This window comes from Streptomyces sp. STAM6, assembly GCF_054963715.1.
Genome location: NZ_JBUEFZ010000020.1, coordinates 79,629 through 92,728, shown reverse-complemented (window position 1 = coordinate 92,728; position 13,100 = coordinate 79,629). Strand labels below are relative to the sequence as shown.

The 13,100-nt window shown below is 72.9% G+C and carries 13 protein-coding genes; 4 read left to right on the top strand and 9 right to left on the bottom strand.

The genetic code is table 11. From position 1 onward, the window contains the following. Positions 1-27 precede the first annotated feature (27 nt). From ACY34K_RS22345 to ACY34K_RS22330, 4 genes are all read right to left on the bottom strand, one after another. Complete coding sequence (locus ACY34K_RS22345; protein WP_462749773.1) at positions 28-1,029, bottom strand: N-acetylglucosamine kinase; 1,002 nt, start codon at positions 1,027-1,029, stop codon at positions 28-30. Between the two features lie 19 nt (positions 1,030-1,048). Further along, on the bottom strand, positions 1,049-1,726 hold the full coding sequence (locus ACY34K_RS22340) for a uracil-DNA glycosylase (protein ID WP_462749771.1): 678 nt from the start codon (positions 1,724-1,726) through the stop codon (positions 1,049-1,051). Positions 1,727-1,760: 34 nt separating this feature from the next. After that, positions 1,761-2,849 (bottom strand): WD40/YVTN/BNR-like repeat-containing protein, encoded by a 1,089-nt coding sequence (locus tag ACY34K_RS22335; protein ID WP_462749769.1) that lies wholly within the window; start codon positions 2,847-2,849, stop codon positions 1,761-1,763. A 231-nt stretch (positions 2,850-3,080) separates the two neighbouring features. After that, entirely contained in the window at positions 3,081-4,163 is a 1,083-nt protein-coding gene (locus ACY34K_RS22330) for an NADH:flavin oxidoreductase/NADH oxidase (protein ID WP_462749767.1), read from the bottom strand. Positions 4,164-4,257: 94 nt separating this feature from the next. Between ACY34K_RS22330 and ACY34K_RS22325 the strand changes: the two genes are divergently transcribed. Beyond that, on the top strand, positions 4,258-4,638 hold the full coding sequence (locus tag ACY34K_RS22325; protein WP_462749765.1) for an ArsR/SmtB family transcription factor: 381 nt from the start codon (positions 4,258-4,260) through the stop codon (positions 4,636-4,638). Positions 4,639-4,732: 94 nt separating this feature from the next. Here ACY34K_RS22325 and ACY34K_RS22320 read toward each other — a convergent pair whose 3' ends face one another. Beyond that, positions 4,733-5,638 carry an SGNH/GDSL hydrolase family protein gene (locus ACY34K_RS22320; RefSeq protein WP_462749764.1) on the bottom strand — a complete coding sequence of 302 codons (906 nt, stop codon included), beginning with the start codon at positions 5,636-5,638 and terminating at the stop codon, positions 4,733-4,735. Positions 5,639-5,799: 161 nt separating this feature from the next. On the opposite strand from ACY34K_RS22320, the gene ACY34K_RS22315 reads away from it, so the two are divergent. Next, positions 5,800-7,008, top strand: a complete 1,209-nt coding sequence (locus ACY34K_RS22315; RefSeq protein ID WP_462749762.1) for a PucR family transcriptional regulator — start codon at positions 5,800-5,802, stop codon at positions 7,006-7,008. Between the two features lie 326 nt (positions 7,009-7,334). Here the strand turns inward: ACY34K_RS22315 and ACY34K_RS22310 are convergent, their stop codons facing one another. Beyond that, positions 7,335-8,690, bottom strand: coding sequence for an FAD-dependent oxidoreductase (locus tag ACY34K_RS22310; protein ID WP_462749760.1), 1,356 nt, complete (start codon positions 8,688-8,690; stop codon positions 7,335-7,337). A gap of 91 nt (positions 8,691-8,781) precedes the next feature. Beyond that, positions 8,782-9,405 carry a DUF305 domain-containing protein gene (locus ACY34K_RS22305; protein WP_462749821.1) on the bottom strand — a complete coding sequence of 208 codons (624 nt, stop codon included), beginning with the start codon at positions 9,403-9,405 and terminating at the stop codon, positions 8,782-8,784. A 171-nt stretch (positions 9,406-9,576) separates the two neighbouring features. Here ACY34K_RS22305 and ACY34K_RS22300 point away from each other — a divergent pair, with 171 nt between their 5' ends. Then, positions 9,577-11,091, top strand: coding sequence for an LVIVD repeat-containing protein (locus tag ACY34K_RS22300; RefSeq protein ID WP_462749758.1), 1,515 nt, complete (start codon positions 9,577-9,579; stop codon positions 11,089-11,091). Here ACY34K_RS22300 and ACY34K_RS22295 read toward each other — a convergent pair. Beyond that, positions 11,067-11,729, bottom strand: coding sequence for a TetR/AcrR family transcriptional regulator (locus ACY34K_RS22295; RefSeq protein ID WP_462749756.1), 663 nt, complete (start codon positions 11,727-11,729; stop codon positions 11,067-11,069). The two genes, ACY34K_RS22300 and ACY34K_RS22295, sit on opposite strands and share 25 nt — an antisense overlap. A 237-nt stretch (positions 11,730-11,966) precedes the next feature. On the opposite strand from ACY34K_RS22295, the gene ACY34K_RS22290 reads away from it, so the two are divergent. Continuing rightward, entirely contained in the window at positions 11,967-12,311 is a 345-nt protein-coding gene (locus tag ACY34K_RS22290) for a hypothetical protein (protein WP_462749754.1), read from the top strand. Between the two features lie 45 nt (positions 12,312-12,356). Here the strand turns inward: ACY34K_RS22290 and ACY34K_RS22285 are convergent, their stop codons facing one another. Continuing rightward, positions 12,357-13,028 (bottom strand): phosphatase PAP2 family protein, encoded by a 672-nt coding sequence (locus ACY34K_RS22285; protein WP_462749752.1) that lies wholly within the window; start codon positions 13,026-13,028, stop codon positions 12,357-12,359. Positions 13,029-13,100 lie beyond the last annotated feature (72 nt).

The window sequence follows — 13,100 nt, the reverse complement described above, 5'->3', positions numbered from 1 at the left end:
GTCGCCCGCAGGCTCCGGCAGCCGGACCTACCGCTCGGTCACATCCAGCAGACCCGGCTCCCGGGGAAGCCGCAGCGTGTCCGTGGCGAGCGCCGCAGCGAGGGCCAGCGCACCGCTGAGCGGATCGCCCGCGGCGGAAACCGGTCGCGCGTACGGCAGTCGCTCCGCGAGCTCCGCCCGCAGCGGTACGAGCAGCGGATCGCCCGTCCTGAACAGCCCACCGGTCAGCGCGACCACGCCTTCCCCGCCGGGCGGGCACACGGCGGCCGCGGCCTCCGCGATGTGCGCGGCGGCCTGTTCGAGGATGCCCGCGGCCACCGGGTCGTCCGCCGCGCACCGCGCCACCTCGGGCGCGAACGAGGCGAGTACCGCCGGCCGGTCGGTCCGCGGGTAGAGCCGGCCCGGCAGCTCCGCGACGGGCCCGAACACCGCCTCGGCCCGCGCGAGGAGCGCAGCGGAGCCGCCGCGGCGCCCGTCGTGGGCCCGGAGCGCCGCCTCCAGCCCGGCGCGGCCGATCCAGGCCCCGCCGCCGCAGTCGCCGAGCAGATGCCCCCAGCCGTCCGCGCGCCGCCACCCGGTGAGATCGGTGCCGAGCGCGATCAGCCCGGTGCCCGCGGCGACCACCGCCCCGGGCCGCTGGCCGAGCGCTCCCGCGTAGGCGGTGACCGCGTCGGCCGCCAGCGCGAGCCGGCGCACCCCCAGCGAGCGGTGCAGTGCCGCGGGCAGCATGGCCCGCAGATCGTCTCCGAGCGACGCCATCCCGGCGGCGCCGACGGCCACCGCGGCCGTACCCTCCGCATCCGCCCGCGCCAGCATCTCCTCGGCCGCAGGCAACGCCAGTTCGAGCAGATGCCCGGCTTCGATCCCGTCCGGCCCGGTACGCACCGGCCGGTCACCCGCGGCGGTGTGGACGACCTCGACGAGCACGCCGCCCCCGGCCCCGGCCCGGCCGCTCTCCACCGCGGCGAGCGCGATCCGCAGCCCGGAGCCGCCCGAGTCGACGCCGAGCACCCAGCAGCGAGACCTCACCGGTCCCGCCCCGGGGGGATCATGGAAGTCGCCAGTCCACGGGCTGGGCACCCTGACGCACCAGCAGGTCATTGGCGCGGCTGAACGGTCGTGAGCCGAAGAACCCTCTGTCCGCCGACATGGGGGAGGGGTGGGACGACTCGATCGCGGGGAGATCACCGAGCAGCGGACGCAGATTGCGGGCGTCGCGGCCCCACAGGACGGAAACCAGGGGCTTCCCGCGCGCGGCGAGCGCCTTGATGGCCTGTTCCGTGACCACTTCCCAGCCCTTGCCGCGGTGCGCGGTCGGCTTGCGGGGAGCCGTCGTCAGCGCCCTGTTGAGCAGCAGCACCCCCTGACGGGTCCATGGGGTGAGGTCGCCGTTGGACGGCCTCGCCACCCCCAGATCGGTGTGCATCTCCCGGAAGATGTTCTCCAGGCTGGGCGGGAGCGGATGTACCTCCGGTGCCACGGAGAAGCTCAGACCCACGGCGTGCCCCGGCGTCGGATAGGGATCCTGTCCGACGATCAGTACCCGCACCTCGTCGAACGGCTGCTGGAACGCCCGCAGCACCTTCGATCCGGCGGGGACGTAGGTGCGCCCCGCGGCGATCTCCGCCCGGAGGAAGTCACCCATTCCTGCGATGCGTTCGGCCACCGGTGCGAGGGCCTCGGCCCATCCCGGCTCGACGATTTCTTTCAACGGTCGTGCTGCCACGGCCGTCACTCTACTGGCGCAGTGGACCGGCTCCTCAACCGATCACCACCGCCCGCACGCAGAGCACATCGGGAAGGTGGGAGGCGAGCAACTGCCAGCTGTCGCCGTCGTCCGCGCTGCCGTACACCTCGCCGTTGCGGTTGCCGAAGTAGATGCCGGCCGGGTCGGCGCCGTCGGTGCACATGGCGTCGCGCAGCACCGTGCCGTAGTGGTCGCCCTGGGGCAGACCGTCGGCCAGCGCCTCCCAGGTCTCGCCGGCGTCCCTCGTACGGTAGACCCGGCAGCGCCGCCCGGCCGGAACACGGTCGGAGTCCGCGGTGATGGGGAAGACGTAGGCCACATTGGCGTGCCGAGGGTGGGCGACGGCGGCGAAGCCGAAGTCCGACGGCAGGCCCGCGCCGATGTCGGTCCAGCTCAGGCCCGCGTCGTCACTGCGGTACACGCCCCAGTGGTTCTGGAGGTAGAGCCGGTCGGGATCGCCCGCGTCCTGGGCGATCTTGTGCACGCACTGCCCGAACACCGGGTGCTGGTCGGGCAGGAAGACGGCCGACACCCCCTGGTTGGACGGCGACCAGCTCTCGCCGCCGTCCCGGGAGCGGAAGACCCCGGCCGTCGACACGGCGACCGTCACGGCGTCCGGGTCGCGCGGATCGGTGACGACGGTGTGCACCGCCTCGCCGCCCCCGCCCGGCACCCACTGCGACCGGGTCGGGTGCTCCCACAGCGGCCGCACCAGCTCGAAGGTCTCGCCCTCGTCCGTGGAGCGGAACAGCGCGGCGGGCTCGGTGCCGGCGTAGACCACGCCGGGTGCGGCGGGCCCCGCCGGGTGCAGCTGCCACACCCGCTCCAGTGAAGCCCCGGTGTCCTGCGGGAACTTGACGGCCGGTGTCGCCGGCTCGGTCCAGGACGCCCCCAGGTCGTCGGAGTGGAACACGGACGGGCCCCAGTGCGCGCTGTCCCCTCCGACCAGCAGCCGCGGGGTGAGACGGCGCGTGTCGATCCCGATCGCGTACACCGCTTGCGCGTTGAACCGGGGCTCGTCGAACTCCCACCGGCCGCCGCGCCTGCGGCCGATGAAGAGTCCCTTGCGCGTGCCTACGGCCAGCAGAACCTCGTCGGTCATCACCGACACCTCCAGGACGCCTTTGTCACGGATACGGGCCAGTCTGCACCCGCCCACCGACAGTGGCCCCCGGAGCCCGGCTTTCCGCAGGTCATGACGGTGCTGTCGGCAGCCGTGAGCGCGCCGCCCACCGCCGGCCCCCCACGTCCTGCTCACCCGCCGGCCCGCACGTCCCGCCCACCCGCCGGCCCCCGCGTCCTCCTCCGAGGGCGGGCACGCGGCGCGGGGTGCTCAGACCGAGCGGTGGTACTGGTCCGGCACGTGCACCTCGCCGCCGAGCTCACGGGCCGCGTGCCGGGCCCACGAGGGGTTACGCAGCAGCTCGCGGCCGAGCAGCACGGCGTCCGCCTCGCCGTTGGCGATGATCTTCTCGGCCTGCTCCGGCTCGGTGATCAGGCCGACCGCCGCGACGGGCAGGCCGGCCTCGGCCCTCACCCGGGCCGCGAACGGCACCTGGTAGCCGGGCCTCACCGGGATGCGGACCCGGGCGGCGTTGCCGCCGGTCGACACGTCGAGCAGGTCCACCCCGTGCTCCTTCAGCAGCGCGGCGAAACGGACCGTGTCGTCCGCCGTCCAGCCCGCGGTGCCCTCCAGCCAGTCGGTGGCCGAGACGCGGAAGAACAGCGGGAGCTCCTCGGGCCACACCTCCCGCACCGCGTCCACGACTTCCAGCGCGAACCGGGTGCGGTTCTCGAAGGAGCCGCCGTACTCGTCGGTCCGGTGGTTGCTGTGCGGGGAGAGGAACTCGCCGATCAGATAGCCGTGGGCGCCGTGGATCTCGACGACTTCGAAACCCGCGTCCAGAGCGCGGCGCGCGGCCGCCGCGAAGTGGCCGGTGATCTCACCGATCTGGTCGCCGGTCAGCTCGTCCGGCACCGGGTGACCGTCGTCGAACGGGACCGGGCTCGGCGCCACGGGCTGCCAACCGTGTGCGGCGGCGCCCACCGGGGCGCCGCCCTTCCACGGCCGGTCGGTCGACGCCTTGCGGCCCGCGTGCGCGATCTGGATGCCGGGCACGGTGTTCTGGCTCTTGAGGAAGCGGGTGATCCGCCGGAGTGCCTCGACCTGCGCCTCGTTCCAGATACCGAGGTCGTACGGGCTGATCCGGCCCTCGGGGGAGACGGCGGTGGCCTCGACCAGGATCAGCCCCGTCCCGCCGGCCGCGCGGGCCGCGTAGTGGGCGAAGTGCCAGTCGTGCGCGACGCCCGCGCCGGGGCCGGACGCCTCCGCGCTGTACTGGCACATCGGCGCCATCCACACGCGGTTGGGGACGGTCAGCGACCGCAGGGTGCGGGGCTCGAACAGTGCGCTCACGGCAGACTCCATTCAGGGCGGCAGGGCCGTCGGTACGGGTCGTACGATACTCGTCGTAGTACGTCACCTGTCAAACTACGAGAGATCTCGTACAATGGAGTTCCCCGAGGAAAGTGGAGCCACCGTGACCACCACCGCCGGCACGCGCGAGCTCGCCCACCCCGCGCGCGAGGAGATCCGCCTGGAAGAGGTGCTCCACGCGCTCGCCGACCCGATGCGGCTCCGCGTCGTGCGCGAACTGGCCCTGGCGGAGGGCGAACTGAGCTGCTCCCGGATCGAGCTCCCGGTCACCAAATCGACCACCACGCACCACTTCCGCGTGCTGCGCGAGAGCGGAGTCGTCCGGCAGACCTACCGGGGCACCGCCAAGATGAACGGCCTGCGCCGCGACGACCTGGACGCCCTGTTCCCCGGCCTGCTCGACACGGTCCTCGCCGCGGCCGACCACCAGGCGGGCCGCCTGGGCGACGCGTAGCCGCGCGGGCGGACGGCCGGGCCCGCGCCGGCCCTGCGCGGAGGCCCGGTCCCGCGGGCCAGGAGCGCGCGGGACCGGGCCGTCTCGGCGGACATCAGTGTCCGAGCGCCCTCAGGACCGCGTCCGCCATCGCACGCTCGCCCTCGGCGTTCGGGTGGTACGAGATCGCCGGCCGCAGGGGCAGCAGGCCCTCGATCCAGGGGTCGGCCGAGCAAGTGTCGTGCCCGCGCGTGGGCGTGGCCGTGTCCACGTAGGTGGCGCCGTGCTCGGCGGCGGTCTTCGCGGCCATCGTGTTCAGCTTCCCGAGCACGCCGTACAGATACGCCGTGTCGCCGGAGGTGAGGAGCGACTTGCCCAGACAGTCCCGCGGATCCGCCGGGAGCACCGACGGGTAGCCGACGATCAGCACCTTGGCGCGCGGCGCCGTGGCGCGGATCCGGTCGAGCGCGGCGGCCAGCCGGGGAGCGGCCTCGTCGAGGCGCCGGGCGAGTACGTCCTCGCCGTCCTCGGTGTACATGTCGCGGCAGGGCGCCCCGAACGGGTCGGTGATCGCCAGGGCGTGGCACGCGCTGATGAGATCACCGACGCCGAGGTCGGAGGTGCCGAGGTCGTTGCCGCCGATGGTGAGGGTGACCAGGGCGGCGTCGGACGTCACGGCCTGCAGTTGTGGATTGTTGACGGGGATGCCGCCGTGGGTCTGGGTCCGGGTCAAGGCGTGCGTCTTCGCTCCGGTGCAGGTCGCGTCGGTGTACGCGGCGGGGCGGAGCTGTTCGGCGACGAGACGGCCGTAGTTCCGGTCGGATCGCATACAGAGGCCGGCCGACTGCGCGGGGATCCCGGCGCCCGCGGCGTACGAGTCGCCGAGCGCGACGTAGGTACCGCCGGTGGGCGTCCCGGGGGAGCCGGTGGCGTGGGCGGTGGGTCCCAGGGAGATCAGGGCGGTGACGGCGGCGCAGCCGGCCAGCACGGGCGACCACCGGGGGGATGCGGCTCTGGGCACGGTTCCTCCTGCGGAAGAGGATGGGCGGGTGGCTTCGATACCGGCCGGTAACGTCCCGTTATCGTGGCGGCCTTCCGCCGGCCCGGCCATGGGCAGGCGGACAACGGACACCCGCCGCGGTTGTGCCCGGGCACAGAAGCGCCCCCGGTAGCCTGCGGGCCATGACCCTTCCGAGCCCTCCCGCGGAGATGGCACCCGCCGCGCGGGCCCTGCTGGCGCGGGCGTCCGGCCTCGGCGACGCCATGGCCCGCCGGATCCGTGGGGAGGTGGCGTACTACGCGAGCGAGGACCGCGTCCCGTTCGCCGAACTGAGCGCCTCGTGCCGGCGGAACCTGGAACTGGTCTACGGCCACCTCGTCGACGGCAGCGGCCCGGACCTGACCCCGGCCCGGGACGCGGGCCGCGAGCGGGCCCGGCAGGGCGCACCACTGGGCGAGCTGCTGCACGCCTACCGCGTCGGCTCGGAGTTCCTCTGGCGTGAACTCGCCACCGAAGCGCGGGTCACGGACGGAGTCACCGCGGACACCGTGATCTCACTCGCCACCTGGTGGCTGAACGAGGGGTACGCGGCCGCGGCCGGCGAGGCCTACCGGGAGACGGCCGCCGCACTGATGCTCCAAAGGGAGCGCGAGCGTGCGGTGCTCGTCGAGGCGCTGTTCACCGGGGCGCTCGCCGAGGGCACCACGCTGTGGGAGGCCGCCGGTGTCCTCGGGCTGCCCACGCAGGGCCCCTACGTCGTCGTCGCGGCCGCCGTACCCGTCCCGGGGCGGGACGCGCTGCCGGGCATCGAGGAGCGCCTGCGCGCCGAGCGGGTGCACTCCGCCTGGCGTCTGGGGCCGGACGTCCAGGCCGGTGCCGTCTGTGTCCGCGTCCCGGGCGGGGAAGCGGCGGTGCTGCGGCTCCTGGCCCACTCCCCGGCGGCGCGGATCGGCGTCAGCCCGCCGTACGACTCGCTGAGGGACACCCCGCGCGCCCTGCGGCTCGCCCGGCTCGCGCTGGCCGGGCTGCGCGGCGGGGAACCGGGCATCGCGCGGTTCGAGGACAGCCCCGTCGCCATGCTGGTCGCTGCCGCACCGGGAGAGGCCGAACGTGTCGCCGGGGCGGTTCTGGACCGGGTCCTGGCACTGCCGCCGGAGGAGCGCGACCGGCTGCTGGAGACACTGGAGCACTGGTTCGCGGCCGGGGGTTCCACGGCCGAGGCGGGCCGCCGCCTGTACTGCCACCGCAACACCGTCCGCTACCGGCTGCGCCGCGTCGAGGAGCTGACCGGCCGTTCCCTCCAGGACCCGCGCGCGATCGCCGAACTGGGCGTGGCGCTACAGGCCCTGCGCCTGCTGCCGGCCGGCACGCCGCCCGGCGCCGAGACCTGAGCCCGGCGCCGAGGGGCTGATACGGGCACGGGCTTGGGGCACCGGCCCCTGGGCACCGGAGCCGGGCAGGAAGACCTTCCGGGCAGAACAACCCCCTGGGCACGGGGCCCGGGCACACAGACACCCCGTGCACGAAAGCCCTTGGGCACCGGGGCCGGGTAGGAAGACCTGCCGGGCAGAAGGACCCCCTGGGCACGGGGCCCGGGCACACAGACACCCCGTGCACGAAAGCCCTTGGGCACGAGTCCCCAGGCACGCAGACCTCCCCGGCCGCGGAAACCCCGCCGCCCGAGGGGGCGCGCGGTCCGTTCCGTGCTCGCGGCCTCTCAGTGCTCCCGCGCGGCGAGCAGCAGCCCCTGCCAGTCGGGGATCTTGACCGTGCCGCGGCCGAGGGCCCGGCCGAGCGCCGACTCCGCCTGCTCGATCGACAGCCAGCCGGACCACTCCACTGGCCGGTGGCCCCAGGCGCGCAGCGTGACGAGCGGGTCGTCGGCCACCGTGCGCAGGGCCAGGGCCGGGGCGTCGTCCAGGAGCGAGCCCGCCGTCTCCTTGGCGCAGGGGCGGTTGGTGCCGATCACGCCGGTCGGGCCGCGCTTGATCCATCCGGCGACGTACTCGCCCGGGGAGCGTTCCCCGTCCCGCAGGACCCGGCCCGCCTCGTGCGGCACCGTGCCCCGCGTGGTGTCGAACGGCAGCCCCGGCAGCGGCACGCCTCGGTAGCCGACGGCCCGCAGCACCAGCTGGGCCGCGATGTCCTCGTACGTCCCGGTGCCCCGGACGCCGCCCGCGCCGTCGGGCACCGTCCGCTCGAAGCGCACCCCGGCGGCTCGCCCGTGCTCCTCCAGGACCTCCACCGGCCGCAGGAAGAACCGCACCCGGATGACCCGGCTGTGCCTGCCGTGCGCGGACGGCTCCGGGACCTCCGACCAGCCGCGGATGACCTCCACGTTGCGCCGGTTGACCGCAGGCAGCCCGGTGGGGTCCGCGAAGGCGGGGTCGAGCGCCAGGTCGGCGGGATTCACCGCGACCTCCGCCTCGGGCATCGCGCCGAGTTCGCGCAGCTCCTTGGTGGTGAACTTGGCCTGCGACGGGCCGCGCCGGCCCACCATGTGCACCTCGCGTACCCTGCTCGCGGCCAGGGAGTCGAGCGCCGTCTCGGGGACGTCGGTGGGCCGCAGCTCGTCGGGCCCTCTCGCGAGGATCCGCGCGACGTCGACGGCGACATTCCCCACGCCGATGACCACGGCCGACCGGGCGTCCAGTGCGAAGCCGTGGCCGACGGCGTCCGGGTGCGCGCTGTACCACGAGACGAAGTCGGTGGCCGAGCAGCTGCCCGGCAGATCCTCCCCCGGCACACCCAGCGTGCGGTCGCGCGCCGCCCCGACGCAGTAGACCACCGCGTGGTAGAGCTCCAGCAGCCGCTCAGGGGTCAAGCCGTCGCTGCCGACCTCGATGTTGCCGATGAAGCGGACCCGCTCGTGCTCCAGCACCGTCCGCAGGTTGTTCTGCAGCGATTTGATCTTCTCGTGGTCCGGCGCGACGCCGTAGCGCACCAGGCCGTACGGGCAGGGCAGCCGGTCCAGCACATCCACCCGGACGTCGGGCACGGCGCTCTGCTCGACCAGGGACTGTGCGGTGTAGACCCCGCTGGGGCCGGAACCGACGACGGCGACACGAAGCACGGTTGCGCTCCTTCCCGCTGGGGGAGAGCCCTAGGGCGATTCCCAGCATCGCACCGGCAGCGGCCTCACGGGAGACGGCGCGCGCCGCCCGTCACATCGAGCGCATGCGGTTGATCTCGGCCGTCTGCTGGGCGATCACATCGTTGGCCATCTCCTCCACCTGGAGGTTGTTGCCCTGGGACAGTGCCTCGGTGGCCATGGTGACGGCCCCCTGGTGGTGGGTGATCATCAGTTTCAGGAAGAGCTCGTCGAAGGCCTTCCCTTCGGCGCCGCGCAACTGCGCCAACTGGGCGTCGCTGGCCATACCGGGCATGCTGTCGTGGTCGTGGCCGTGCTGCGCCTTCGGTCCGCCATGCGTTTTCAGCCATCCCTCCATCGCGCCGATCTCCGGCTGCTGTCCGGCGGCGATCCGCGCCGCCACCTTCTTCACCTGCGCAGACGCCGCCCGCTGCGGCACCAGCGCGGACATCTCCAGGGCCTGCCGGTGATGGACGATCATCATCTGCGTGTACGAGAAGTCGGCGGCGTTCGGTGTGTCGGGGGGAACGGCCGCGGCGGCCTCGCCGGGGGACAGCGTCCGGGCGGGTTCGCCCGGCTTGCCGGGCGCCACGACCGCGGGGCCCGCCTGCGACCTGGGCCGCTGGTCCGCCGCCCGGTCGGTCGGCCCGGACTCGCAGCCCGCGAGGGCGAGGACGGCGCACAGAGCCGCCGTCATGGCGGCGGCTCCCCGGACCGGCGCGGCGGTCCATTTGCGATGCGGCACGGTGACCTCCTGTGGCACCCGGTTGTCCAACGCCTTGATTAAGTCTCTGTTGCACCTGTTGAGATGTACATGGCGAGGAAGATACTGCCGTGGTCCCTGACTTGATTCCAAGGGAGGACGGCATTGACCTCGTTGCGCAGCACCCGCGTGCGACGGAGACGTCTGGGCGTGGCCACCGCCGCGTTCGGACTTCTCGCAACCCTGCTGACGGCCGGACCCGCGGCCGCCACCCCCGACCCCGGAGACGCTCCCGCCACCCAGAAAGAGGTCTCCTCACAGCAGGAGGCCCAAACCAGAGACGCCATTCGGAGCGGCGAAATACCGGGCGTGGACGAGATCGTCCACAGCGGCAACATCAAGCACCTGGCCACCATCCCGAGTGAGGCGTTCGCCGGCATCAACACGGACCTGGCCTTCCAGGACGACTACGTCTTCGCCGGCAACTACGACGGCTTCCGGATCATCGACATCAGTGACCCCCGGTCGCCCGAGATCGTCTCCCAGGTGCTCTGCCCCGGCTCCCAGAACGACATCTCCGTCTCCGGCGACCTGCTCTTCCTCTCCACCGACTCCTCGCGCAGCGACAACTCCTGCTCCAGCACCACGCAGCCCGCCACCGAGAAGTCCTCCTGGGAGGGCATGAAGATCTTCGACATCAGCGACAAGCGGAACCCCAGGTACGTCGCCGCCGTCGAGACCGCCTGCGGCTCGCACACCCACACGCTGGTGCCGGAGCGCAGGAACGTCTACGTCTACGTGTCCTCCTACTCGCCGAACGCCACCTTCCCCGACTGCCAGCCGCCGCACGACGGCATCTCGGTCATCAAGGTGCCGCGCAAGGCCCCCGAGAAGGCGGCCCTCGTCGGCTTCCCCGTCCTCTTCCCCGGTGAGGGGCCGGACGGCGGCGGCAACCCGGGCGGGCCCACCAACCCCGGCGTCTCCAAGACCACCGGCTGCCACGACATCACGGTGCTGCCCTCGCGCGACCTGGCCGCCGGCGCCTGCATGGGCGACGGCATCCTCTTCTCCATCGAGGACCCGGAGAACCCGAAGGTCATCGACCGGGTGCAGGACAACGTCAACTTCGCCTTCTGGCACTCCGCCACCTTCAACCAGCGGGCCAACAAGGTCGTCTTCACCGACGAGCTGGGCGGCGGGGTCGGCGCCACCTGCAACGAGCGGACCGGCCCCGACCGCGGCGCCGACGGCATCTACGACATCGTCGGCAAGGGCGACAAGCGCAAGCTCGTCTTCCGCAGCTACTTCAAGATCGACCGCCACCAGGCGGACACCGAGAACTGCGTCGCCCACAACGGTTCGCTGATCCCGGTCAAGGGCCGGGACCTCATGGTCCAGGCCTGGTACCAGGGCGGCGTCTCGGTCTGGGACTTCACCGACTCCACCAGGCCCAAGGAGATCGCCTACTTCGAGCGCGGCCCCCTCACCACCGACAAGCTGACCACCGGCGGCGCCTGGTCGTCCTACTACTACAACGGCCGCATCTACTCGAACGACGAGCGCAAGGGCCTCGACGTCCTGAAGCTCGACGACCGCCGTACCGACCCCGCCAAGCGGATCCGCATGGACGAGCTCAACGTCCAGACCCAGCCGGACTACTTCGACGACTTCGACGACTGACCGGGCGCGACCGCACCACTCCCGGGCGTTCCGCCGGACGGGCCACCGTCCGGCGGAACGCCCAGTTCCCAGTCCAGCCCGTACCGCTGGAAAAGCTCGGCCCTAAGCCGCGCCCTGGGCATCGGCGCCCCCGGCAGCAGGACGGCGAAGACCGCGCCCATCAGCAGCGCACGCAGCAGCGGATAGTCGGCGTCCACGTCCCGCGCCCCGTACCGGGCGACCGTGTCCCGCAGCAGGGCCGCGAGGCGCCGCTGTTCCTCGTCCTGCACGAATCCCTCCGCCTGCAGGATCCCGGCCATGTGCGTGCGCATCAGCACCGGCTGGTCCACCGCCAGCCCCAGGATCGCGTCGATGGCCCGCGCCAGCCGCTCCCGGCCGTCCTCGCTGCGCGGCTCGCGCTCCAGCGCCGCCTCCAGCGTCCGGTGCATCAGCCGGTGCACCGCCGACTGCAGCAGATGCCGCTTGCCCGGGAAGTAGTACGAGATCAGACCGCGTGCCGAACCGGCCCGGTCCGCGATGTCCCCGAGAGTCGTCGCGTCGTAACCGCGTTCGCCGACCAGTTCGACCGTGGCTTGCAGCAACCGCTCCCGTGAACGCCGCCGCAGTTCTTCATTGACCTCTGCGCTCCGCGGGGACATGCTTAACTCCTGCGTTGACTGGCTCTCAGCCAATATACTCAGCGCGACCCCACCACGGCGCCTCGGGCAGCCGTTCGGCGGGGTGTGTCCGCCGGACCCGGCGACGCGGGGGATCGCCGGGTCCGCGGCACGACACCGCTCCGCGCCGTGCGTCCATTGGGGTGAACCCCGCCCGTACCGGTCCGGCGGGAGCCGGCCGACGGTGACGCGGGCCCGGCCCGCCTCGTTGGTCCTGGCATGAACAGCCGAGTGATTCTGGTAGCCGCGATGGCCCTCGCCCCCGTGCTGGCCACGCCGACCGTGCAGGCCGCCGACCGCAGCGAGGTCCTCACCGTCGGCAAGGACAAGCAGGGGGAGTGCATCAATCTCGCCCCCGGCACCAGAGTGATCGAAATGCCCGAGAAGTCCGCCGCCGAGCTTCACGACCGCCGGAACTGCGAGGGCCGGGTCGTGTACGAGTCCGACGAGCGCACGATCAAGTCCGTTCCGAAGACGGCGAAAAGCGTGTTCGTGAGAAGCAACTCCCCGCTGCCGGTCGACCTCGACCCCGCCAAGGAGTCGGCCCGCGCGCTGCTGTCCTGAAAGCCGCTGTCCTGAAGGGGGCGGTCGGCCGCCCGGCCCCCCCGATCAGCTTCGCCGCAGCACCGTCCGGTCGTACGTCAGGACGGCGACGGCCACCACGCACACGCCGAGCAGCCAGCCGCCCACCACGTCCGACGCCCAGTGCACCCCCAGGTACACCCGGGTCAGACCCACCCCGACCACCGACACCAGAGCGGCGATCACCGCGGTGAGCCAGGGGCGCGGGCCCACCTCGGACCGCGCGAGCAGCCACAGCAACAACCCGCAGACGATGGTCGCCGTCATCGCGTGACCGGACGGGAACGCCGCGTAATGCGCCTGGTCGACCGGATCGGGCCACCGCGGCCGGTCCCTGCCGACCACCGCCTTGAGCGCCTGCTGAAGCGCGGTGCCCACCGCCGTCACCGCGGCCGACCAGAGCGCCGTCAGCCGCTCACCGTGCCGCCAGAGCCACACCACGACCACGGCGACCACCACGCGCAGCGTCCACGGGTCCCACACCCAGTCACTGAGCACCTTGTTGGTCCGGGTCAGAGCCGGACTGCGCACCGCGGAGTCGTGCAGCGCGTCCGCCACCGCACGGTCGAAGGCCAGCAACGGCCCCCACTCCACCACCACCAGCGTCAGCAGCGCGGTACCGAGGACACCGGAGACGACTGCGGCCACGGAGAGGGCGGGAGTCCGAGTGGGCGGCGGAAGTGTGGGGGAGGGGCGCATGGGTCGATCCTCCCCGACGCCCGCCGCCCCAGGTCAACCCGGCACGCTCGGCCACGCCACCGCGCGCCGGTC